The sequence below is a fragment of the Brevundimonas sp. Root1279 genome (genome assembly GCF_001425945.1).
Lineage (GTDB): Bacteria > Pseudomonadota > Alphaproteobacteria > Caulobacterales > Caulobacteraceae > Brevundimonas.
Window position 1 is genome coordinate 515182 of sequence record NZ_LMEB01000001.1, and the last position, 20712, is coordinate 535893.

At 68.4% G+C, this 20712-nt stretch carries 21 protein-coding genes and 1 tRNA gene; 11 read left to right on the forward strand and 11 right to left on the reverse strand.

The annotated features are described in order from the left end of the window. Nucleotides 1-7 precede the first annotated feature (7 nt). Complete coding sequence (gene hpf, locus ASC65_RS02480; RefSeq protein ID WP_056448998.1) at nucleotides 8-673, forward strand: ribosome hibernation-promoting factor, HPF/YfiA family; 666 nt, start codon at nucleotides 8-10, stop codon at nucleotides 671-673. Between the two features lie 75 nt (nucleotides 674-748). After that, nucleotides 749-1216, forward strand: coding sequence for a PTS sugar transporter subunit IIA (locus ASC65_RS02485; protein WP_056449001.1), 468 nt, complete (start codon nucleotides 749-751; stop codon nucleotides 1214-1216). Between the two features lie 20 nt (nucleotides 1217-1236). On the opposite strand, the gene ASC65_RS02490 is transcribed toward ASC65_RS02485, so the two are convergent. The 5 genes from ASC65_RS02490 to ASC65_RS02510 form a co-directional block, all read right to left on the reverse strand. Then, complete coding sequence (locus ASC65_RS02490) at nucleotides 1237-1494, reverse strand: DUF1150 family protein (RefSeq protein WP_056449002.1); 258 nt, start codon at nucleotides 1492-1494, stop codon at nucleotides 1237-1239. A 98-nt stretch (nucleotides 1495-1592) separates the two neighbouring features. Further along, nucleotides 1593-2012: an Hsp20 family protein gene (locus tag ASC65_RS02495; RefSeq protein WP_056449005.1), complete on the reverse strand. Its 420-nt coding sequence runs from the start codon at nucleotides 2010-2012 to the stop codon at nucleotides 1593-1595. A gap of 98 nt (nucleotides 2013-2110) precedes the next feature. Beyond that, nucleotides 2111-2536, reverse strand: a complete 426-nt coding sequence (locus tag ASC65_RS02500) for a DoxX family protein (RefSeq protein ID WP_056449008.1) — start codon at nucleotides 2534-2536, stop codon at nucleotides 2111-2113. An 89-nt stretch (nucleotides 2537-2625) separates the two neighbouring features. After that, a tRNA-Ala gene (locus tag ASC65_RS02505) sits at nucleotides 2626-2701 on the reverse strand. A 178-nt stretch (nucleotides 2702-2879) separates the two neighbouring features. Then, nucleotides 2880-3353 carry a TIGR02300 family protein gene (locus ASC65_RS02510; RefSeq protein WP_056449011.1) on the reverse strand — a complete coding sequence of 158 codons (474 nt, stop codon included), beginning with the start codon at nucleotides 3351-3353 and terminating at the stop codon, nucleotides 2880-2882. A gap of 134 nt (nucleotides 3354-3487) precedes the next feature. Here ASC65_RS02510 and aroA point away from each other — a divergent pair, with 134 nt between their 5' ends. From aroA to ASC65_RS02550, 8 genes are all read left to right on the forward strand, one after another. Continuing rightward, complete coding sequence (aroA, locus tag ASC65_RS02515) at nucleotides 3488-4792, forward strand: 3-phosphoshikimate 1-carboxyvinyltransferase (RefSeq protein ID WP_268750050.1); 1305 nt, start codon at nucleotides 3488-3490, stop codon at nucleotides 4790-4792. After that, a complete protein-coding gene (gene cmk / locus ASC65_RS02520; protein ID WP_056449017.1) occupies nucleotides 4789-5439 on the forward strand; it encodes a (d)CMP kinase in 651 nt (216 codons plus the stop codon). The genes aroA and cmk overlap by 4 nt, the downstream gene beginning before the upstream one ends. A gap of 158 nt (nucleotides 5440-5597) precedes the next feature. Next, nucleotides 5598-7301 (forward strand): 30S ribosomal protein S1, encoded by a 1704-nt coding sequence (gene rpsA / locus ASC65_RS02525; protein ID WP_056449020.1) that lies wholly within the window; start codon nucleotides 5598-5600, stop codon nucleotides 7299-7301. A gap of 213 nt (nucleotides 7302-7514) precedes the next feature. Beyond that, nucleotides 7515-7799, forward strand: a complete 285-nt coding sequence (locus tag ASC65_RS02530; RefSeq protein WP_056449023.1) for an integration host factor subunit beta — start codon at nucleotides 7515-7517, stop codon at nucleotides 7797-7799. A gap of 43 nt (nucleotides 7800-7842) precedes the next feature. Beyond that, nucleotides 7843-8247: a large-conductance mechanosensitive channel protein MscL gene (gene mscL / locus ASC65_RS02535; protein WP_056449026.1), complete on the forward strand. Its 405-nt coding sequence runs from the start codon at nucleotides 7843-7845 to the stop codon at nucleotides 8245-8247. Nucleotides 8248-8678: 431 nt separating this feature from the next. Then, nucleotides 8679-9335, forward strand: coding sequence for a hypothetical protein (locus tag ASC65_RS02540; RefSeq protein ID WP_056449029.1), 657 nt, complete (start codon nucleotides 8679-8681; stop codon nucleotides 9333-9335). Beyond that, nucleotides 9241-10866 (forward strand): Y-family DNA polymerase, encoded by a 1626-nt coding sequence (locus tag ASC65_RS02545; protein ID WP_056449031.1) that lies wholly within the window; start codon nucleotides 9241-9243, stop codon nucleotides 10864-10866. The genes ASC65_RS02540 and ASC65_RS02545 overlap by 95 nt, the downstream gene beginning before the upstream one ends. Continuing rightward, on the forward strand, nucleotides 10866-14147 hold the full coding sequence (locus ASC65_RS02550; protein ID WP_056449034.1) for an error-prone DNA polymerase: 3282 nt from the start codon (nucleotides 10866-10868) through the stop codon (nucleotides 14145-14147). Before ASC65_RS02545 ends, ASC65_RS02550 begins: the two co-directional genes overlap by 1 nt. 16 nt (nucleotides 14148-14163) lie before the next feature. Here ASC65_RS02550 and ASC65_RS02555 read toward each other — a convergent pair whose 3' ends face one another. From ASC65_RS02555 to ASC65_RS02565, 3 genes are all read right to left on the reverse strand, one after another. After that, the gene (locus ASC65_RS02555) at nucleotides 14164-14361 is read right to left on the reverse strand and encodes a hypothetical protein (RefSeq protein WP_056449037.1); all 198 of its coding nucleotides are present in this window, start codon (nucleotides 14359-14361) and stop codon (nucleotides 14164-14166) included. Continuing rightward, nucleotides 14354-15457 carry a 4-hydroxyphenylpyruvate dioxygenase gene (hppD, locus tag ASC65_RS02560; RefSeq protein ID WP_056449040.1) on the reverse strand — a complete coding sequence of 368 codons (1104 nt, stop codon included), beginning with the start codon at nucleotides 15455-15457 and terminating at the stop codon, nucleotides 14354-14356. Before hppD ends, ASC65_RS02555 begins: the two co-directional genes overlap by 8 nt. A 132-nt stretch (nucleotides 15458-15589) precedes the next feature. Beyond that, nucleotides 15590-15817 carry a hypothetical protein gene (locus ASC65_RS02565; protein WP_156459521.1) on the reverse strand — a complete coding sequence of 76 codons (228 nt, stop codon included), beginning with the start codon at nucleotides 15815-15817 and terminating at the stop codon, nucleotides 15590-15592. A 334-nt stretch (nucleotides 15818-16151) separates the two neighbouring features. Here ASC65_RS02565 and ASC65_RS02570 point away from each other — a divergent pair, with 334 nt between their 5' ends. Then, nucleotides 16152-16820 (forward strand): DsbA family oxidoreductase, encoded by a 669-nt coding sequence (locus tag ASC65_RS02570; RefSeq protein WP_056449047.1) that lies wholly within the window; start codon nucleotides 16152-16154, stop codon nucleotides 16818-16820. 131 nt (nucleotides 16821-16951) lie between these two features. Here ASC65_RS02570 and ASC65_RS02575 read toward each other — a convergent pair whose 3' ends face one another. The 3 genes from ASC65_RS02575 to ASC65_RS16995 form a co-directional block, all read right to left on the reverse strand. Continuing rightward, nucleotides 16952-17656, reverse strand: a complete 705-nt coding sequence (locus tag ASC65_RS02575) for a hypothetical protein (protein ID WP_056449050.1) — start codon at nucleotides 17654-17656, stop codon at nucleotides 16952-16954. Nucleotides 17657-17782: 126 nt separating this feature from the next. Then, nucleotides 17783-18028, reverse strand: a complete 246-nt coding sequence (locus ASC65_RS02580) for a hypothetical protein (RefSeq protein WP_056449234.1) — start codon at nucleotides 18026-18028, stop codon at nucleotides 17783-17785. Between the two features lie 298 nt (nucleotides 18029-18326). Beyond that, nucleotides 18327-20345 carry an SIR2 family protein gene (locus ASC65_RS16995; protein WP_162245653.1) on the reverse strand — a complete coding sequence of 673 codons (2019 nt, stop codon included), beginning with the start codon at nucleotides 20343-20345 and terminating at the stop codon, nucleotides 18327-18329. Nucleotides 20346-20712 lie beyond the last annotated feature (367 nt).

Consider the following 20712-nt stretch of genomic DNA (forward strand, 5'->3'; position numbering starts at 1 on the left):
TATCGACATGCAAATCCAGGTCAGTGGCAAGCACGTGGATGTTGGCGAAGCGTTAGGCTCGCGCATCTCCCAGGAACTCCAAGACGGGATCGGCAAATACTTCGAACGCGGCGCACAGGACGCCGAGGTCGTGGTGTCGAAAGACGGCTACGGCTTCAAGGTGGACTGCTGGGTGCGTCTCGCTTCGGGGCAGAGCCTCGTGACAACCGGGCATGGCGGCGACGCCCATGCCGCCTTCACCGACAGCCTCGACAAGATCGAGAAGCGGGTTCGACGCTACAAGCGCCGGCTCAAGGACCACCACATCGGCCCCAAGGGCCTGTCCCCGGAGAAGACCGAGGACGCTGCGCGTGAAGTCGCCCGCAGTCTGGTCCTGCGCAGCCCGGACGAGGTCGAGGACACGGACTTCGGCGAGGCCGGAAAGCCCGACGAGCCGCCGCCTACGGGCATGGTCATCGCCGAGACCGAGCACGAAATCCGCACCCTGACCGTCGGTCGGGCGGTGATGGAGCTGGACATGACCGGCTATCCGGTCGTGCTGTTCCGCAACGCGGGCCATGGCGGCCTCTCGGTGGTCTATCGCCGCCCGGATGGCAACGTCGGTTGGATCGATCCCGAGCGCACCTCAAAAGCGCTCAACGGACACGGTTCGCTAAACGGTGTGTCGTCATAACGCTTCCCACAACCGGGCGGGTCGTCTACAGGGCGCCCGCCCAGCCGGATGAGCGGGTAGAGTCGGGGTAGCCTCATGGATATCGGTGATTTGCTTGCGGAGGGCGGCGTCGTCCTGCGCAGCGGGGCATCGTCGAAACGTCAGGCGCTGCACGTGGTCGCCGAGGCGGCCGCGCAGGCGCTGGGCCTGCCGGAAAATCGTGTCATGGAGGCCTTGCTCGAGCGCGAGGCCCTGGGCTCGACCGGCCTCGGCTCCGGCGTGGCCGTGCCGCATGCCCGTCTCGAGGGCGTGGAGCGGGTCATGGCTGTCTTCGTGCGTCTGGACACCCCTGTGGCCTACGGGGCCATGGACGACCGTCCCGTGGACCTGATGCTGGCTCTGTTCGCCCCGCCGCGCGACGGCGCCGAGCACCTGCGCGCCCTGGCCGCGGTCTCCCGCGCCCTGCGTTCGGCGGAAATGCGCGAGCAGCTGCGCCAGGCGCGCACCGTCGACGCCATCCGCGCGCTCTTCGTCAAGGATCAGGCGCCCGCCACCGCCGCCTGAGGGCGGGCCGGGCAAGCCGATTAGTGGACCGAGACCGGCTCCAGCTCGTGCGCCACCGCGGCGGCGAAGGCCGTCTCGCGATCCATCATGACCGCCAGCCGCTCGCCGTCCGCGCCATGCACGGCGTAGAGGGTGGTCTCGGGGTCGATGGACAGGCCCTTGGCCTCGGGGATCGGGGTGTCCGCCAGCACGTCCGCAGCGCGGATTTCGCGCACATAGACAAGGTCCGGGGCGCCCAGGCCCTGAAACGCTTCCTTGGTCATCGTCATCGGCGTCATGGCGACCGCCTCCTTGCTCTCAACTAACGCCTGGAAGGGCGCGGGGTTCGGTCCCGGAATCGGCGACCGAGGTCGGGGATGGGCTCGTCGAAGGGCTCTCAGCCCGTCGTGATAGGGATGCGCCGCAGGGTCGGCAGGTCTTCGGGGCGGCTCAGGGCCACGTGCAGCAGCCCATGCTCCAGCCGCGCCCCGTCCACCTCCAGCCCGTCGGCGAGGACGAAGCTGCGCACGAAGCCCCGGCCGGCGATGCCGCGATGCAGGAAGGCCTGCTCGGCCTTCTCGGAGGCCTCGCGCTTGCCGGCGATGGTCAGCTGACGACCTTCGATGGTCACCGCCAGGTCGTCGGGGCCGAAGCCCGCCACGGCCAGGGTGATGCGCACCGAACTCTCGGAGAGCTGCTCGACATTGTAGGGCGGATAGCTGTCCGCCGCCGCGCGCTGCGCCCGGTCGATCAGGGCCCGGGTATGGTCGAAGCCGAGCAGGAACGGACTGTCGAACAGGATGGTGCGCGTATTCATTCGTCTCGGCCCCCGAAGCAGGCGTTAGGCCGTCTCCGCCCCCCGCGATCGGCAGGGCGTCGGCCTGGCCTCCTAGATGGGGGCGAAGCCGGCGGGGATCAACGCCTGCGGCCAAGCCAGGCGTCGGCCGACCAGGTCCCCGCGCCGTGGGTCGCCAGAACCAGGCCGGCCAGGACGCACATCATCGGTCCGAACAGGTCGCGGGCGGCCGCTCCGGCCCCTCCGAGCAGGATGACCGCCACCAGGAAGTTGGCCGTCAGCAGCAGCCCCGCCCAGCGCGTCAGCAGCCCGGGGATCAGCAGCAGGCCGACGGCGAACTGGGCCCACACCGACAGCGGCGCGGCGATTTCCGGCAGCGGGCAGTCAAGGCCGGCCAGAAAGCCCGCGAACTCGGCCATGCGCGCCGCGGAGGTGATGTTGTCCCAGACGCCCCAGACCAGGAATCCGCCGAGATAGAGCCGCAGCAGGGCGAAGGCCGCATCCTCGAGCCGGGTCAATCCGCGCAATCCGATCCGGTCGTGCATGGCGTCCCTCCGCTCGAGGCGACGCTAGCGCGAGGGGAGGGCGGAGGCCAGATATGGAGAAGGCCCCGCAGTCTCCTGCGGGGCCTTCATGGTGGAGCTTAGCGGAGTCGAACCGCTGACCTCTTGCATGCCATGCAAGCGCTCTACCAACTGAGCTAAAGCCCCGAACCTTTCGGTCGGATCGCCGTGGACCTTGGTGATGGCCCCCGGCGAGGCGGCGGAACCTATGTCAGGGTCTGATCTCGATCAACCCCGGTTCCAACCTTTTTTTTCGCCATTTTCGAACGCTGTTCGAAGGGCGGCGTTCGGGCGGTCCGGCAAGGCCGAAACCGCCCGAATTTCGTCAGTCCTCGTCCTTGCCCGGGGTCAGGATTTCGTCCTCGAAGCCGTCGTCGTCCTCGTCCTCGATGAAGGGGACGGAGTCGTCGTCATCGTCGTCGGCCAGGACGTCGTCGTCATCGCCGGCCTCGCCCATGCCGGGCTCGTCCGTCGGGTCGACCGGGGTGTCGTCATCGTCGTCGGGCGTGAGGATGGGCTCGTGGCCTTCCTCGTCGATCTCCGGCGTGGCGACCGCTTCTTCTTCGTCCTCGTCGTCACCGGCGGTCTTCTTGTCGACCTGATCCTCGGTGTCCTCGTCGGTCGTGTCGTCAGCGGCGTAGCCGGCCGGGCGACCACGACGGTTGCGCAGCTTCAGCGCCTCCTCGGGATCGAAATCGGTCGCGCATTTGGGGCAGTGAGCCGGGCGACGGCCCAGATCGTAGAATTTGGCCTGGCAGTTCGGGCAGACCTGCTTCTGGCCCAGTTCGGGATTGGCCACGGGGGCGCCTCTCTCGGTGTGGGGAATTCGGGCGGCTCCCTTGCCACCCCTGAGGCCCGCTGTCAAAAGCCAACTCCGCGCGCCCGCGCCCGTCCAGACCATTCGGAGACCGCTGGGTGCCGACTTCCCCGACCCTGACCGCCCGCCAGAGCCCCTCGCTGAAGGGCGCCGTGCGCGCGCCGGGCGACAAGAGCATGTCGCATCGCTCGATGATCCTGGGGGCCATGGCGACGGGCGTCACCGAGGTCGACGGCCTCCTCGAGGGCGACGACGTCCTGGCCACCGCCCGCGCCGCCGAGGCCTTCGGCGCGACCGTCGAGCGGCTCGGCGAGGGCCGCTGGCGCATCACCGGCCGCGGCGGCTTCGCCGCGCCGAGCGAAGTCATCGACTGCGGCAACGCGGGCACCGGGGTGCGCCTGCTGATGGGCGCCGCCGCCGGCTATCCGATCTCCGTGACCTTCGACGGCGACGACTCGCTGCGGAAGCGGCCGATGAAGCGCGTCACCGGCCCGCTCGCCGACATGGGCGCCCGACTGGCCTGGCAGGGCGCCGAGGACCGGCTGCCGGTCACTATCCACGGCGGGACGCTGACGGCGATCGACTACGTCCAGACCGTCGCCTCGGCCCAGATCAAGTCGGCCATCCTGCTCGCCGGGCTCAACGCCGAGGGCGTCACCTCGGTCACCGAACCGGAGAAGAGCCGCGACCACACCGAGCGCATGCTGCGCGCCTTCGGGGCCGAGGTCGGAGTGGAAGAGCAGGGCGAGGGCTGGCGCGTGACGCTGCAGGGCGGCCAGCCGCTGACCGGGACCGTCGTTTCCGTCCCCGGCGATCCGTCGTCCGCCGCCTTCCCCCTGGCCGCCGGCCTGGTCGTGCCGGGCTCGGAGGTGACCGTCGAGGGCGTCATGCTCAACCCGCTGCGCACCGGCCTGTTCGAGACCTGGCGCGAGATGGGCGCTGACCTGACCATCACTAACCGCCGTATCGCCGGCGGCGAAGAGGTCGGCGACGTCACCGCCCGCCACTCGGCCCTCAAGGGCGTCGTGGTGCCCGAGAGCCGGGCCGCCTCGATGATCGACGAATATCCGATCCTCGCCGCCACGGCCGCCTTCGCCGAGGGCGTCACGGTCATGCGCGGCGTCGGCGAGATGCGGGTCAAGGAGAGCGACCGGATCGCCCTGATGGTCGCCGGCCTGCGCGCCTGCGGCGTGGCCGTCGAGGAGGAGCCGGAGGGCTTCCTCGTCACCGGGGGATCCGTGAAGGGCGGCGGGACCGTCCACACGGCCCACGATCACCGCATCGCCATGAGCCACCTGGTGCTCGGCCTCGCCGCCGACGAGCCGGTCACCGTCGACGAGCCCGGCATGATCGCCACCAGCTTCCCGGGCTTCGAACAGTTGATGCGCGGCCTCGGCGCCGATATCGCAGCGGCCGAATGACGAAATCCCTGATCATCGCCGTCGACGGTCCCGCCGCCTCGGGCAAGGGCACGGTCGCCAGTCAGCTCGCCGAGGCCTATGGCCTGCCGTACCTCGACACCGGCCTGCTGTACCGCGCGGTGGGCGTCGGCGTGCTCGACGCCGGCGGTTCGCTGGACGACGAGGCGGCCGCCGAGGTCGTCGCCCGGGCGCTGGACGCCAGCCACCTGCACGACACCGTCCGCCTGACCAGCCGCGACGCCGGCGAGGCCGCCAGCCGCATCGCCGGCTATCCGGGCGTCCGCGCCGCCCTGCTGGACTTCCAGAAGGCCTTCGCCGCCCAGCCCGGCGGCGCCGTCCTGGACGGCCGCGACATCGGCACGGTCATCGCCCCCGAGGCCCCGGCCAAGCTGTTCGTCACCGCCACCGCCGAGGTCCGCGCTGCCCGTCGCTGGAAGCAGCTGACCGGCCGCGGCGAGGTCATAGCCTTCGAGGACATGCTGGCCGACATCATCAAGCGCGACGAGCGCGACGCCGGCCGCGGCGCGGCCCCGATGGTCCAGGCCGACGACGCCGTCTTGCTGGACACGACCGATATGACTATAGAGACCGCCTTCGATGCGGCCCGCCGTATCGTCGAGGCGGCGCGCGCGCGGCACGGTCTTTAAGGCCGCCGGGCAAATCCAACGCTCCCATCCTCGGCTTCCGCGGGCGCTCTGGCTGTCCATCGCCTCGCGTCCCGACGACCTGACTCCTCTTTCGACCACCTTTGCGCGGGACCGTCCGGTCGCGCGCCAAAGCCCCTTTTCTCCAACCCCAGAGTTACATGACCGATACCCTCTCCCCCTCGCGTGACGATTTCGCCGCCCTGCTCGACGAGACCCTTCAGGGTCGTGACCTCGGCGAAGGCCAGGTCGTCCACGGCCGCGTCGTCGGCATGGAAAAAGACATCCTGATCATCGACGTCGGTCTGAAGACCGAAGGTCGTATCCCGGCCCGTGAATTCGGCATCGGCGAAGGCGCCGTGATCCCGAAGGTCGGCGACAACGTCGAAGTCTACCTCGAGCGCGTCGAAAACGCCCTGGGTGAAGCGGTCATCAGCCGCGACAAGGCTCGCCGCGAAGAAGCCTGGACCCGCCTGGAAGTCGTCTTCGCCGACGGCCAGCCGGTCAACGGCGTCATCGTCGGCCGCGTCAAGGGCGGCTTCACCGTCGACCTCGGCGGCGCCTCGGCCTTCCTGCCGGGCTCGCAGGTCGACATCCGTCCGGTGCGCGACGTCGCTCCGCTGATGGGCAAGGAACAGCCCTTCGCCATCCTCAAGATGGACCGTCCGCGCGGCAACATCGTCGTCTCGCGTCGCGCCATCCTGGAAGAAGCCCGCGCCGAACAGCGCACCGAGCTGGTCGGCCAGCTGCAAGAGGGTGAAGTCCGCGAAGGCGTCGTCAAGAACATCACCGACTACGGTGCGTTCGTCGACCTCGGCGGCATCGACGGCCTGCTGCACGTCACCGACATGTCGTGGAAGCGCGTCTCGCACCCGTCGCAGGTCCTCGCCGTTGGCGACACCGTCAAGGTCCAGATCGTCAAGATCAACCCGGACACCCAGCGTATCTCGCTGGGCATGAAGCAACTGCAGGCCGACCCCTGGGACGGCGTGGAAGCCAAGTACCCGGTCGGCGCCAAGATGTCGGGCCGCATCACCAACATCACCGACTACGGCGCGTTTGTTGAGCTGGAAGCCGGCGTTGAAGGCCTGGTCCACGTCTCGGAAATGTCCTGGACCAAGAAGAACGTCCACCCCGGCAAGATCGTCTCGACCTCGCAGGAAGTCGACGTGGTCGTGCTGGATGTCGACGCCTCCAAGCGCCGCATCTCGCTGGGCCTGAAGCAGGCCCAGGACAACCCGTGGGATGCCTTCGTGGCCGCTCACCCGATCGGCTCGACCGTCGAAGGCGAAGTCAAGAACGCCACCGAGTTCGGCCTGTTCATCGGCCTGGACAACGACATCGACGGCATGGTGCACCTGTCGGACCTGGACTGGAACGTCTCGGGCGAGGAAGCCATCCAGCGCTACCGCAAGGGCGAAACCGTCAAGGCCAAGGTCCTGGACGTCGACGTCGAGAAGGAACGCGTCTCGCTGGGCATCAAGCAGCTCGGCGGCGACCCGATGGAAGGCGACGTCTTCAAGAAGGGTCAGCAGATCACCGTCACCGTGACGGCGATCGAGACCGGCGGCATCGAGGTCAAGTTCGGTGAAGAGGACGCTCCGGCGACCGCCTTCGTCCGCAAGTCCGACCTGTCGCGCGACCGCAACGAGCAGCGCACCGAGCGCTTCTCGGTCGGCGACCGCGTCGACGCCATGATCACCGGCATCGACAAGGCCTCGCGCCGCGTCTCGGTGTCGATCAAGGCGCTGGAAATGAAGGACGAGGCCGAGGCCATCGAACAGTTCGGTTCGTCCGATTCGGGCGCGTCGCTGGGCGATATCCTGGGCGCCGCCCTGCGCGAGAAGGCCGGCTCCAAGGAGTAAGCCTTTCCGCACTGACGGAATGAAGGAGGCGGCCGGAGCGATCCGGCCGCCTTTTTTCTTGCGGCTTACGGTTACGCTTAACGTCCAGTAACCGACATTTCGCGTTTCAGGGCCTTTTGCGACGGGTTCGCGGAGTCTAGGGTGTCGGTTGCATTCGATCTTCGATGCACCCGTAACGGCCCATCGATGGGCTCAGGAGGGCGGGGGCCTGCCATGATCAAATCCGAGCTGATTGAGAAGCTCGCGGCCGAGAATACCCATCTGACGCACGCCGAGGTCGAGCGTGTGGTCAATATCGTGCTCGGTCGAATGGTTGAATCGCTGGGAGACGGCGGTCGCGTCGAATTGCGCGGCTTCGGCGCCTTCTCCGTGCGCAGCCGTCCGGCGCGCGCGGGCCGCAATCCCCGCACCGGCGAGACGGTCGACGTTCCCGCCAAGGCCGTGCCCTTCTTCAAGAGCGGCAAGGAACTGCGCGAGCGGCTCAACGCCGACGACTGAACCGGGGCTGTCGCCCCTCGGACCAGCAAGGGAGAGTCGGGCGGTGGGATTGTTCAGCGAGTTCAAGGAATTCATCGCCAAGGGCAACGTCATTGACCTGGCGGTCGGCGTCATCATCGGCGCCTCTTTCGGCCGGATCGTCACCAGCCTGGTCGACCAGGTCGTCATGCCGCCGATCGGCCTGCTGCTGGGCAGCGTCGACTTCTCCAACCTGAAGTGGGTGCTGAAGCCCGACGATCCCGCCACCCCGGTGGTGGAGACGGTCGCCATCCAGTACGGCGCCTTCATCAACACCATCATCCAGTTCCTGATCGTCGCCTTCGTGGTCTTCCTGCTGGTCAAGGCGGTGAACCGGATGCGGCGCGAACAGGCGGCGGCCGAGCCGACCGCGACCGAGGCCCTGCTGGCCGAGATCCGCGACGAGCTGAAGGCGCGGCCCAAGGTCTGAGATCCTTCCGAACCGGACGCTCCCTGCCTTTCGCGACCCGAGCGTCGTAACGTCTTTTTCCTGGCGCCCATCCGGGCCGTGGTAGACTGGCGGTTGGTGACGCTCGAACTGTCGCGCCCGCCGGACAGGTCTTTGACAATCGCATCGCATTTCGCCGGTCTGGAGCCGGAGGCCGAACCCGACCCGCGGTCCGATTCAGACGATTCAGACTATTCAGACTCTGTTTGTCGAAGCGGGCGGGCGGCCTCGCCCCCGATCCGGATTCCGGTCCCTATCCGCCGCAGTCCCGATTCAGACGATTCAGACTATTCAGACTCTGTTTTTCCAAACCGTCGGCGCGGCTCGGCGGTCGGGAAAATCCGCCCCGGATTCGTCATTTGACTCTCCCGGCTCTCAGGAACAAAAAGGGAACAGGTCTTTTTCAAAGCATCATGTTTCCCTCGCCCCTCGCCTCGTCCGACGCCTTCCCGGAGGTCGCCGCGCCTCTGGAAGAGACGTGCGCGCCGACGCCCCGGGACCTGGCCGCCACCCTGCTGTTCGCCCTCTCCCGGCGCGGGGCGCAGGACGCGCGGCCGGTCCTGCTCACCGCTTCGCGAGCCTGGTTCGGCGAAGTCGGACGCCCCTACGGCCCTGGGCTGGCCGGCCTGCCGCTCTTGCTGGTCCCGACGGCCACGGCGGCCGAGACCCTGTGGGTGCTGGAGCAGGCGCTGCGTTCCGGCGCGGTGTCGCTGGCGCTGGGCGCGGTCGACGGCGCCACCCTGGCCCAGACCCGGCGGCTGGAGTTCGCGGCCCGTCACGGCGAGGCCGTGGGCGTCCTCCTGCCGCGCACCCTCGACGCCCTCAGCGCCGCGCGTCGCCGCTGGCGCATCTCGACCGCCCCCTCGGCCCCGGACGCCGACGACCTCCGCGCTCCGGGCCGCGGCCGCCTTGTCGCCGAGCTGACGCGCGGCCGGGGCGGCGAGCGGCCGGGGGCCTGGCTACTGGAGCAGGATGATGAGACGCATCGTCTCCGTCTGGCTGATCGACTGGCCGATCTCGGTCCGCCGTCGATCGCTGGAACGGGCGCGCCGTCCGGCCTCGCCGCCTGAGCCCGCCCTCGACCCGGCGACCCCCTTCGCCCTGATCCTCAAGAACAGTCGGGGCGCGGCGGTGCTGCACGCCCTGAACCCGGCCGCCCGCGCCCTGGGGCTGAAGCGCGACCAGACCCAGGCCGACGCCCTGGCCATGGCCCCGCATCTGCTCTGCCAGCCCGCCGATCCGGCCGCCGACGCGCGGGCGCTCGAGGTCCTGGCGGCCTGGGCCGAGCGCTGGTCGCCCTCGGTCAGCGTCGACCCTTCGGGCGGGGGGCTGGAGGGCCTGTTCCTCGACGTCACCGGCGCGACCCACCTGTTCGGCGGCGAGGCGGCCTTGCTGGACCAGATCCGTCAGCGGTTGGCGACGGCCGGCTCTCGCTGCCGGGTCGCCCTGGCCCCGACCCCCGGCGCCGCCTGGGCCCTGGCCCGTTGGGGCGAGGGGGCGGCCCCGATCGCCACGGAGAACACCCTCTCCGCCGACCTCGCCGACCTGCCGGTCGAGGCCCTGCGCATCGACGACAAGACCCTGGCGGCGGCCCGCCGCTTCGGCCTGCGGACCATCGGCAGCCTGTACGCCATGCCTCGCGCGGGTCTGGCCCGCCGTTTCCGCGACGGCGACGCCGTCGGCCTGGTCAAGCGACTGGATCAGGCCCGCGGCTATGTCGCCGAGGCTCTGGTCCCCGTTCGTCCGCCCGCCCATTACCGCGCCTGGCAGGCCTACGCCGAACCGCTCGGCGACCTCGGGGGCGTCGAGGCCCGCCTGCCCGAACTGGCCGAGGATCTGGCCCGGGCGCTGGAGCGCGACGGCCAGGGGGCGCGGGCCCTGACCCTGACCGGCTTCCGCACCGACGGCCGCACCACCCGCCTGCCGGTGCGCATGGGCGCGCCTGGACGCGAGGCGAAGATCTGGCTGCGCCTGTTCCGCGAGGCCGGTCTGGGACGGCTGGAGCTCGGCTTCGGGCTCGACGCCCTGATGCTGACCGCCGACCTCGCCGAGCCGATGACTGCGCGGCAGGCCGCGCTCGGCGACGAGGCCGAGGCGAAACAGGCCGAGAGCCTGGCGGCCCTGGTCGACCGCCTCTCGGCCCGGCTGGGCGAGGATCGGGTGCTGGTCGGCGAGGCCGTCGACAGCTGGACCCCCGAACGGGCCGAGCGCCTGCGCCCGGCCCAGGATGCGCTTTCGGGCCGCCGACCCGCCGCGGCCGGCGATCCCGACGGGCGCCCGCGCCCGGTCCTGCTGCTCGACCCGCCTGAGCCGATCCAGGATCCGGTCTTCGACCTGCCCGAGGGCGCCCCGGCCCGCTTCACCTGGCGTCGGGTCAGCCGTCGGGTGGTCCGCGCCGAGGGTCCGGAACGTCTGTCGCCCGAGTGGTGGCGTCCCCGCCCCGACGGCCGGGACGTGCGCACCCGCGACTACTACCGGGTCGAGGACGGCGAGGGGGGGCGCTACTGGCTGTTCCGCGAGGGCCTGTACGGCTGGGACTACGCCGGTCCGGCCGACAAGCGGCCAGCGCCGTCGTGGTGGATGCACGGGGTGCTGGCGTGATGGGCTGGGACGGGCAGTACGCCGAGCTCGGGGCGATGACCAACTTCAGCTTCCTGGAGGGAGCCTCGCACCCGGCCGAGCTGATGCATCAGGCCAAGGCCCTGGGACTGGCGGCGGTGGGCGTGGCCGACCGCAACACCCTGGCCGGCATGGTCCGCGCCCTGATGGGAGCCGAGGACGTCGACCTCAAGCTGGTGATCGGGGCGCGGCTGGGCTTCACCGACGGGACCGAGCTGATCGTCTTCCCCCGCGACCGCGCCGCCTACGGCCGCCTGTGCCGCCTGCTGTCGCTGGGCAAGAGCGAAGCGGTGCCCCAGCCGGGCGCCGATCTCGAGGCCGAACGGATCCAGAAGGCCGAGACCCGGCTGAGCTTCGAACAGGCCCTCGGGCTGGGCGAGGGGATGATCGCCCTGGTCCCGGCCCCCGAGCGGTCTGACGCCGCCTTCGAAGCCCGGCTGGCGTCCTGGCGGCGGGCCTGGCCGGATGATCTCTATCTGGCCGCCTCGCCCTTGTGGCGTGGCGACGACCGGCGACGGATCAACCAGTTGGCGGCCATGGCGGCCCGGACCGGCGTCCCGATGATGGCCACCAACGCCGTCCTCTATCACCACCCTGACCGGCGCATGCTCCAGGACGTCCTGACCTGCATCCGCGAAGGGACGACCATCGACAAGGCCGGTCGCCGCCTTCAGGCCAACGCCGAGCGCTATCTGAAGCCCCCGACCCAGATGGCCCGCCTGTTCCGCGGCCACGAGGCGGCGCTGGCGCGGACCATGGATGTGGCGCGGGCCTGCCGCTTCTCGCTGCGGGAGCTGAAATACCAGTACCCGGCCGAGCCGGTGCCGGCGGGTTGGACGGCGCAGCGCCGCCTGATCCGCCTGGCCTTCAAGGGGGGCCGGGAGCGCTGGCCTGAGGGGGTTCCCCACAGGATCCGCGCCACGATCGTCAAGGAGCTGAAGCTCATCAAGCAGCTCCAATACCCGAACTACTTCCTGACCGTGCACGACATCGTCGCCTGGGCCCGGTCGCAGCCGGAGCCCATCCTCTGCCAGGGGCGCGGGTCGGCGGCCAACTCCGTGGTCTGCTACTGCCTGGGCGTCACCAATGTGAACCCGGCCGAGCAGGACGTGCTGATCGAGCGCTTCATGTCCGCGGACCGCGCCGAGCCGCCGGATATCGACGTCGACTTCGAGCACGAGCGGCGCGAGGAGGTGATGCAGTACGTCTACCGCCGCTACGGCCGGGACCGGGCGGCGATCGTGGCGACCATCATCCACTACCGACCGCGCTCGGCGATCCGCGACGTGGGCAAGGCGCTCGGCCTGACCGAGGACGTCACCGCCCGCATGGCCGATACGGTCTGGGGATCGTGGGGCTCCAAGGTGGAGGACGCCCACGTCGACCGCACGGGCCTGAGCCGTGACGACGCCCGCCTGTCCCTGGCTCTCGAGCTGACCGCCGAGCTGATCGAGTTCCCCCGCCACCTGAGCCAGCACGTCGGCGGCTATGTGCTGAGCCAGACGCCGCTCCTGGAGATCGTCCCCATCGGCAACGCCGCCATGGCCGACCGGACCTTCATCGAATGGGACAAGGACGACATCGACTTCCTCAAGCTGATGAAGGTCGATGTGCTGGCGCTGGGCATGCTGACCGCCCTCAAGCGCGGCTTCGACATGGTCGCTGACAGCTACGGCCGGCGGCTGGAGCTGCATACGGTCCCGCAGGGGGACGCGGCGGTCTACGGCATGCTGCAGCGGGCGGACTCGCTGGGCGTCTTCCAGGTCGAGAGCCGGGCGCAGATGGCGATGCTGCCGCGCCTGCGGCCGGAGACCTTCTATGACCTGGTGGTCGAGGTCGCGATCGTGCGGCCGGGGCCGATCCAGGGCGGCATGGTCCACCCCTATCTGAAGCGCCGCAAGGAGCGGCGCGAGGCGCATGAGCGGGGCGAGCCCTATGAGATCGCCTATCCCAGCCCGGGCGAGGCGCATGGCCCGGCCGACGAACTGAAGCAGGTGCTGCACAAGACCCTTGGCGTGCCCCTGTTCCAGGAGCAGGCCATGCGCATCGCCATGGAGGCGGCCAAATACTCGCCGGCCGAGGCCAACAGCCTGCGGCGGGCCATGGCCACCTTCCGGCACATGGGCACCATCGGCCAGCACGAGGCGCGGTTCGTCAGCCGGATGATCGAGCGCGGCTACGACCCCGAGTTCGCCCAGAGCTGCTTCGACCAGATCAAGGGCTTCGGGGAGTATGGCTTCCCTGAGAGCCACGCCTGCGCCTTCGCCCACCTGGTCTACATCTCGGCCTGGATGAAATGCCACTACCCGGAGGTCTTCACCGCCGCCCTGCTGAACAGCCAGCCGATGGGCTTCTACGCCCCGGCGCAGCTGGTGCGGGACGCCAGGGAGCACGAGGTCGAGGTGCGGCACCCGGACGTCAACGCCAGCGGCTGGGACGCGTCGATGGAGCCGCGCGGCGAAGGCCGGCGCTGCGCCCTGCGGCTGGGGCTGCGGTCCATCGACGGCTTCCGGAAGGACTGGGCGGAGCGGATCGCGGCGGTGCGGGGCGAGCGGGCGTTCGCGGACCTGGACGACCTGCGGCTCAGGGCCGGGCTGCCGACCCAGGCGCTGGACAAGCTGGCCGAGGCGGACGCCTTCGGCTCGCTGGACCTGACGCGCCGGCAGGGGCTGTGGGCCGCGCGGGGAGCGCCGCCGGCGTCATCGGCGCCGCTGTTCGAGGCCATGGGGCTGCGCGAGGCCGACGGCCGGCCGCCCGAGGCGCTGCCGGCGCTGAGCCCCTCGGAGGAGGTGGTCGGCGACTACCAGGCCATCCGGCTGTCGCTGAAGGGGCATCCCGTCAGCTTCCTGCGCGACCGGCTGGCCCAGGCCGGGGCGGTGACGGCGGCGGCGCACGCGACCCTGGCCAACGGCCGCCGGGCCGTGGTGGGCGGCGTGGTGCTGGTCCGCCAGCGGCCGGGCACGGCCAAGGGGGTCTGCTTCATCACGCTGGAGGACGAGACCGGGGTGGTGAACCTGGTGCTCTGGCCCGACGTCTTCGAGCGCTTCCGGCCCGTGGCCATGGGGGCCCGGATGGTGCTGGTCAGGGGCAAGGTCCAGACGGCCGAAGGGGTGACCCACCTGGTCGTCGAGACGATGGAGGATTGGACCCCCATGCTGGGTCATCTGAGCCAGGGAGAGACCCGCGGCTCGGGTCACGCCCCGGCCCGCGGACGGCACCCGCGGGACGTGCGGGTGCTGCCGGGGTCACGGGATTTCCATTAGGAAATCAGTAACTTACTCAGCCCTGCCGGTGGTGCCGCCACTTCCAGATGCGGTAGCCGACGATGGGGGCGAAGCCGCAGATCAGGGCGGCCCCGAACACGGTCCAGAAGCCGCCGCCGAGCCAGAACTCGCCCGCCAGCGCCCCGACCCCGGCCGCCAGCAGCGGCCCGAGCCAGGGGAGCCAGGCCGGCGGCCCGAAGCGAAACTCAGGCATCGACCTTGATGACGCCGCGGCGGATCTGGTCGAGTTCGATGGAGTCGAACAGGGCCTGGAAATTGCCTTCGCCGAACGCCTGGTTGCCCTTGCGCTGGATGATCTCGAAGAAGATCGGGCCGAAGGTGTCCTGGGTGAAGATCTGCAGCAGCAGGCCGTCCTCGTCCGAACCGTCGATCAGGATGCGGTTCAGGCGCATGCGGGCGACGTCGTGGCCGTGGCCCGGCAGGCGCTTGTCGATCAGGTCGAAATAGGTGTCGATGGTGTCCTGGAAGGGAATGCCGCGGCGCTTCATCTCCTCGACGGTCTCGAAGATGTCGTCGGTGGCGAGCGCGATGTGCTGGATGCCCTCGCCGTTGTAGCGGCGCAGGAACTCTTCGATCTGGGAGTTCTCGTCCTGGCTCTCGTTGAGCGGGATGCGGATGGCGCGGTCGGGCGCGATCATCGCCTGGGAGAGCAGGCCGGTCGCCTTGCCCTTGATGTTGAAGTATTTCTGCTCTTCGAAATTGAAGACGTCGCCGTAGAAGCCCGACCAGGTGCGCATCTCGCCGCGGCGGACGTTGTGGGTCAGGTGGTCGAGCATGAACAGGCCGACGGAGTTCTTGCGCTCGGCCTCTTCCCAGCCCTCGATCTCGTTCCAGCCGTCATAGAGCGAGCCCTGCTCGCCGTACTGGTCGATGATGTAGAGCAGGCTGCCGCCGATGCCCTGCAGGACATAGGGATAGTCGTTCGCCAGGGCGCCGCCGCCGTGGCCCTCGGCCGGCTTGGCGCCGCGGGCGACCGCGCCTTCGTAGGCGGCCTTGGCGTCGGTGACGCGGAAGGCCATGCCGTTGGCGGACGGGCCGTGCTCGGTGGCGAAGGCGCCGGCCTGGCCGTTGGGCGCGCGGTTGACCAGCAGGGTGATGTCGCCCTGCTTGAGGCGGACCACGTCATTGGCCGGGTTCACGTGCGTCTGGGTGAAGCCCATCAGCTCAAGCCGGGCGACCATGGCCGCCGGATCCGGGCCGGTGAACTCGACGAACTCGAAGCCGTCGACGCCGAGCGGGTTTTCCTTGTCCAGCCGGGCGGCGGCTTCGCTTTGCGGGGCGTCGTGCATGGGGGCGTCTCCTGAGCGGGCGTACGGCGTTGGCCGCCGATGTCGGCCGGAACCTAGTGATCCGCGACGGTGAAGCCAAGGCGGCCGCGGTCACATGAGGGCGAGGGGCCGCAGGATGGCCGCCGGGCCGGCTCAGTGGTGGGTGGCGGAGGCCGGTTCGGGCATCTGCGCCTGCATGGGGCGCTCGAGCCTGAGGACCAGGCGATCGTCCTCATAGACCTCGACCCCCTGGCAGCTGTCGTGCTGGTTCAGCTGGGCGAAGGCCCATCGGGCCGCCTCGCCGTCGTGCCGACAGTCCGCGAAATCAAGCACCGGCCTGCGGCCTTGATCAGCGAAGAAATGGAACTGGTAGATGCGCATCACGAACCCCCGTTCTTGGGAAAAACTCTGCGCCCGGTTTTGAAAATCGTCCACGGGGCTCACGCGGTTGTGTGAGGGGGGGCGGGCTGGTGGTGGGCCGCTGCTGACGGCCGGAGGCTGGAAGTGGCTAGTGGTTAGTGGCTAGTGGCTGGCCAGCAACGGCGGGGCCGTGCTGTCGGCGCTGCCCCCCGCTGACGGAGGAGGGCGCGGGGCGGCTGCCGGCGGAAGGGCGACGCGGACGGCCGCGGCTCCGCAGGCGGCAGCCAGCCACTAGCCACTAGCCACTTGGCGTCCGCCGACCCACATCCAGCGGAGCGCAACGCCGGAGCCCGCCATGACCACCCCCAAGACCCTCAAGATCGACTTCGTCTCGGACGTGGTCTGCCCGTGGTGCGTGGTGGGGCTGGGCGGGCTGGAGACGGCGCTGGATGCGCTGAAGGCGGAGGGGGTGACGGCCGACGTGACCTTCCGGCCGTTCGAGCTGAACCCGCAGATGGCGCCCGAGGGAGAGAACATCGTCGAGCACATCGGCCGCAAATACGGCTCCACCCCCGAACAGTCGGCGGCCAACCGGGCCATGATCACCGAGCGGGCGGGCGAGGCCATGCCGGGCTTCGAGATGCGCATGACCGACCAGAGCCGCATCTGGAACACCTTCGACGCCCACCGCCTGCTGCACTGGGCCGGGGAGGCGGCGCCCGACAAGCAGGCGGCGCTGAAGAAGGCCCTGTTCCAGATCCACTTCACCGAGGGCCGCAACCTGACCGACGCCGGCGAGCTGACCGCGGCCGCCGAAGCCGCCGGCCTGGACCGCGCCGAGGCCGCCGAGGTGCTGGCCTCGGACCGCTACGTCGAGGCGGTGCGCAGCGAGGAGCAGCTGTGGCGCAGCCGCGGCGTCAACGCGGTGCCGGCGGTGGTGGTCGACGGCAAATACCTGATCAGCGGCGGCCAGCCGGCCGCGGTGTTCGAGGACGCGCTGCGGCGGATCGCGGCGGAAAGCTGAGTGCAAGCGGCTGGGGTCAGAGCCCGGAAAGTGATTGGTGATTAGTGGTTAGTGGTTGGCCGGCAGGGGCGGACGCCGTCGGCGCCGAGCCGCCCCCCGCAGGCAATCCAGCAATCACTAATCACTAGCCACTAATCACTTGGCGGCCGCGGTCCTTCCGCCTGCGGCTCAGCGCCCGATCCCGCGTCCGAAAAAACAGAGTCTGAATCGTCTGAATCGTCTGAAATCAGCGCGGCCTCGAGGGCGGTGAGCTGGTCGCTGAGGGCGGCGAAGGCGGCCAGGGGGTCTGGCGCGGGCGCCGGTTCGGGCGGGGCCGCCTCCGCCTCTTTCGCCGCGTCTTCTTCCTCGCGCCAGGCGGTGAGGCGCCAGTTGTAGTCGGTGATCAGGCGGCTGAGGCGCTCGTGCATGCGCAGCCAGCGGGCCGCCTCGAGGTCGCGGCCGCCGCGGATGGCGCGGTCGGCGCGGACCAGGGCGGCGCGGGCCATGGCCGCGTAGTCGGGCAGGGCGGCGGCGGCGATGTCCTCGGCGTCGTCTCCGGATTCGGGGGCGTCCGCCTCGTCCCAGGCGCGCGGCTCCGGATCGGGCTGGTCGCTGCGGCGCCACTCTTCGCGGGCGGCGCGGCTCTTGAAGGTGCCGATCTTGAGATCGTAGCGGGCGCAGACCGCCTCGGCTGTGTAGCCGGACAGATAGTCGGCGCGGGCCTGCTCCCACACCGCGTCGGAGCGGCGGTTGTAGCCGCCGGCGCCGGCCGGAGGTTTGTTGCGGCCGTAGATGACGTCGTCCTCCCAGTCGTCGTCGCCCTGCCAGCCGTTGCGGAAGTCGGTGTCGTCGAACATGCCTGTCCCCTGCCCCTTGTGTGCGGGCGGGAGTCTAGGCGGGCCGGGAAGGGCGCCAGGTCGGAGGGGGGCGAAGGGGGCGCAAAGCCAGGCGGGGCGGGGAATCGGGGCGCCAACTAGACGCCGCTATTTGAGCCGCTCGATTCGCCCGATGCGCAGGGTCCCGACGCTGAGCTCGTCCACATGCAGCCGCCGCACGCGGGCCCGGCCGACCCGGAGCCGGCCGATGGCCAGGGCCCCGATGGCCACGGCCCCGATCGCCAGGGCGCCGACCATGAACGACCCGACGGCCAGGGCGCCGGTCGCGGTCGCCCCGCTGGCGGCGGCGCCTACGGCGGCGGCCTTGCGGAGGCGGGGCGGGGGGTAGGGCATGGGCCGCATACTGCCCCTTCTCCCCTTGCGGGAGAAGGTGGCGGCCGAAGGCCGACGGATGAGGGGTGGACGGGGCGGCGGCGGCGCGACCCCTCATCCGACCTCGCTCCGCTCGGCCACCTTCTCCCGCAAGGGGAGAAGGGAAGAGCCCTTCCTCTCATGGAGGATCATCGCCGGTCGGCTTCAGGAGGGCGTCAAGGACGCGCCTTGCAGGCGCGCCGCGCCGCGGCGGCCCGAAGGGCCGTCCTTGACCCCCTCCGGCCGACCGGCAGGATGGCCGGCATGAGGGATGGGGGCGTCAGTGACTTGGGTCTTTTGCTGATTCTAAGAATTGGGTCCGCATACGAGCAATCCGGGCGAGTGTGTCCTTTGCATTATCCGCAAAGAACTCCATTCCCAATTCTTCAAATGTCCTAATCGCCCCCATTAGGAGGTCTGTGGCCTTGTCGCACAGGTCTGTGTCTCTGTTTATTTCAGCAAGCGACATTATCACGTTCGCTTTGTTCTGCAGGCGTCCGGCAACATCGCTTGGAGATTCGCTATCGCTAGCCTCTGCAGCGAGTTCATCGTAGAGCAGCAAAGATTTCGTCAGACTGGCTGTGTCGTCGGTCAGGTAGCCAATTGCTCCGTAAATGCTTGCTAAATTAAGTGTCCCTGCGGCCCAATTCGTTGGAAGAAGCTTTTTTGTTGATTCTTGCAAAGCTTCTTCTTGCAATTTTGCGGCTAAACGAAGGGTTTCAACATCATTCTTTTGTTCGCCCAATGTAAACAACGCAATAGCCTTGTTGCATTGTGTTTCTGCCCATTGAATAGGCTGCTTTTCGCGGGTCCTTACAGTGAGGGCGTTATCTAGTGCAGTAAGCGCTTTTTCTAGTAGCGAGGTGTCTTTGCTGATGTCAGCCGCCTGCATCAGGGCAACGCCAATGCCGTCTTGGAGGCGCGCCCAAACGTTAGGGTGATCCTCTTTGTCAATTTCACCTAGTGCTGCCTCGTAGGCTTCAACCGCACTCATCAGTAGGGCGACATCAGCGTGCCCGGTCGCCGCCAGCCAAAGTGCATCGCCTAGGCGGGACTGGGCAACCGCCCAGTTAAATGTGCCTGTCTCCCATCTGGACGCCGATAGTCTTGATAGCCGGAGAGCTTCCGCAATCTCACTTGGATCCTGGGACGCCTGAGCCACCATGAATGCACTGTCAGCGGCGTCGTCGATTACGTTCGCATGAACGTTGGGGTCAGATAGCGCCTGGGTCAGGGTGTTCAGGGATGCCTTGAAGTCACCGCGGAGGCGCTGCTCCCTGGCGATATCGAGCATGGTCTGAGATTTATGGGTTTCCCGATTAGTCCGTTCAAATTCCTCAAGTTTTTCGAGCATCTCGCTGTGACGATCGATCTCCATAGAGATCTCATGCGTCGCGCTATGCTCGGATGGCTTCACGATGCGACTTGACTGCCGAGCGATGGCTCCAAGAGGGTCTCTTACGAACCGCGGAGAGCCGATCCCTAAATCTCTGCAAAGCTCGAAGAAGAACATATCTGCATCTTGATTTAGCAGGATGCGGGCGTTTGGATTGTCGTCGATTATTTCTCGTGCGGCTTCACCAATGCTGGAAGGGTTCCCTTCAAATGAACACCAGAAAATTTCCTTCTCGCTGAACTCTGTCAGGGCCTTCTTTAGTAGGCCCATAATAGCTTTCTCCCGACCGGCGTATCCGATGAAGACGATCGTGCTCGTGCTTCTGACCAGGTCGCGCACGCAGGCGGCCGCGACGTCATCCTTCGCGACCGCTTCGATTTCGTCTGGCTTATTGCGCAGCCGGTACGTGTGAATGCTGCCGTTAAGCTGAATCAGCTGTGGGTATATTGGATTTCCATCGATCCGGCCCAACGATTCCAGGCCGTCTGACACAACGGGAATTACGCCAGCTGCTGCTAGCCCTTCGAGCGCGAGAAGATCAAAATTTGTTGTGATAATTGTCGAGCAGTAACCTTGGGATACAAGCTCTCCTAAGCATAGGTGGGCCCAGTTGATTTTTCCGTTCGCGCTCGCGACCGCCCTTTGAAATATTGTGCGAGCGTGGTCCGGTGTCTTGTAATGTTCTTGAAAACAAGCGTCGTAGACGGAGTACCAGTCGATCTCATGACCTTTCGGCTTCTGAAAATGACCTTTGTGACTCAGGTTCTCTAGTGCCTGCTCTGGTGTAAGCCCGGAGCCCAGTCGATACGTCTCAGCCAAGCGCGTCACCAGGTCGCGCGCGATCTCGCCAGCAAGCGGTACACCCGCTGAGCGAGAGCATCCTGCCCCAATGAAGAACAGCACGCGGCCTAACGGCCTTTTGGCTTCTGAGGCTTCCGCCCGAGCCCTTTGAAGAGATTGAACTACGTCTGCTATTCTGCCGACTTGCATGCGGTCACAGCTCGGTGGGGTTGGGCGCGGTCTACGGCCACGCTTATCTTACGACTTGGCTAGGCCTTCAATGCTGGCGTTTGTGGCGGCGGCAAGAAGCCATGATTTCGGCGTTAGATCATCGGCCTCAGGAAGGCATGATTCACAGCTCATCCCGGCGCAGTCGGCGTGAACCGGCCCGCGGGTGAGCTCTGTCATCTGGATCCCGGCATTCGCCGGGATGAACGGTGAGGGGGGCGGGACCGGCAGCCCCCTCCACCGCTTCGCGGTCCCCCTTCCC

What these genes read in the sequence shown, in the direction of transcription:
- hpf (WP_056448998.1), top strand. Translation starts at nt 8, where the DNA reads ATGCAAATCCAGGTCAGTGGCAAGCACGTGGATGTTGGCGAAGCGTTA.
- ASC65_RS02485 (WP_056449001.1), top strand. Translation starts at nt 749, where the DNA reads ATGGATATCGGTGATTTGCTTGCGGAGGGCGGCGTCGTCCTGCGCAGC.
- ASC65_RS02490 (WP_056449002.1), bottom strand. Translation starts at nt 1,494, where the DNA reads ATGACGCCGATGACGATGACCAAGGAAGCGTTTCAGGGCCTGGGCGCC.
- ASC65_RS02495 (WP_056449005.1), bottom strand. Translation starts at nt 2,012, where the DNA reads ATGAATACGCGCACCATCCTGTTCGACAGTCCGTTCCTGCTCGGCTTC.
- ASC65_RS02500 (WP_056449008.1), bottom strand. Translation starts at nt 2,536, where the DNA reads ATGCACGACCGGATCGGATTGCGCGGATTGACCCGGCTCGAGGATGCG.
- cmk (WP_056449017.1), top strand. Translation starts at nt 4,789, where the DNA reads ATGACGAAATCCCTGATCATCGCCGTCGACGGTCCCGCCGCCTCGGGC.
- rpsA (WP_056449020.1), top strand. Translation starts at nt 5,598, where the DNA reads ATGACCGATACCCTCTCCCCCTCGCGTGACGATTTCGCCGCCCTGCTC.
- ASC65_RS02530 (WP_056449023.1), top strand. Translation starts at nt 7,515, where the DNA reads ATGATCAAATCCGAGCTGATTGAGAAGCTCGCGGCCGAGAATACCCAT.
- ASC65_RS02540 (WP_056449029.1), top strand. Translation starts at nt 8,679, where the DNA reads ATGTTTCCCTCGCCCCTCGCCTCGTCCGACGCCTTCCCGGAGGTCGCC.
- ASC65_RS02545 (WP_056449031.1), top strand. Translation starts at nt 9,241, where the DNA reads ATGAGACGCATCGTCTCCGTCTGGCTGATCGACTGGCCGATCTCGGTC.
- ASC65_RS02550 (WP_056449034.1), top strand. Translation starts at nt 10,866, where the DNA reads ATGGGCTGGGACGGGCAGTACGCCGAGCTCGGGGCGATGACCAACTTC.
- ASC65_RS02555 (WP_056449037.1), bottom strand. Translation starts at nt 14,361, where the DNA reads ATGCCTGAGTTTCGCTTCGGGCCGCCGGCCTGGCTCCCCTGGCTCGGG.
- hppD (WP_056449040.1), bottom strand. Translation starts at nt 15,457, where the DNA reads ATGCACGACGCCCCGCAAAGCGAAGCCGCCGCCCGGCTGGACAAGGAA.
- ASC65_RS02565 (WP_156459521.1), bottom strand. Translation starts at nt 15,817, where the DNA reads ATGCGCATCTACCAGTTCCATTTCTTCGCTGATCAAGGCCGCAGGCCG.
- ASC65_RS02570 (WP_056449047.1), top strand. Translation starts at nt 16,152, where the DNA reads ATGACCACCCCCAAGACCCTCAAGATCGACTTCGTCTCGGACGTGGTC.
- ASC65_RS02575 (WP_056449050.1), bottom strand. Translation starts at nt 17,656, where the DNA reads ATGTTCGACGACACCGACTTCCGCAACGGCTGGCAGGGCGACGACGAC.
- ASC65_RS02580 (WP_056449234.1), bottom strand. Translation starts at nt 18,028, where the DNA reads ATGCCCTACCCCCCGCCCCGCCTCCGCAAGGCCGCCGCCGTAGGCGCC.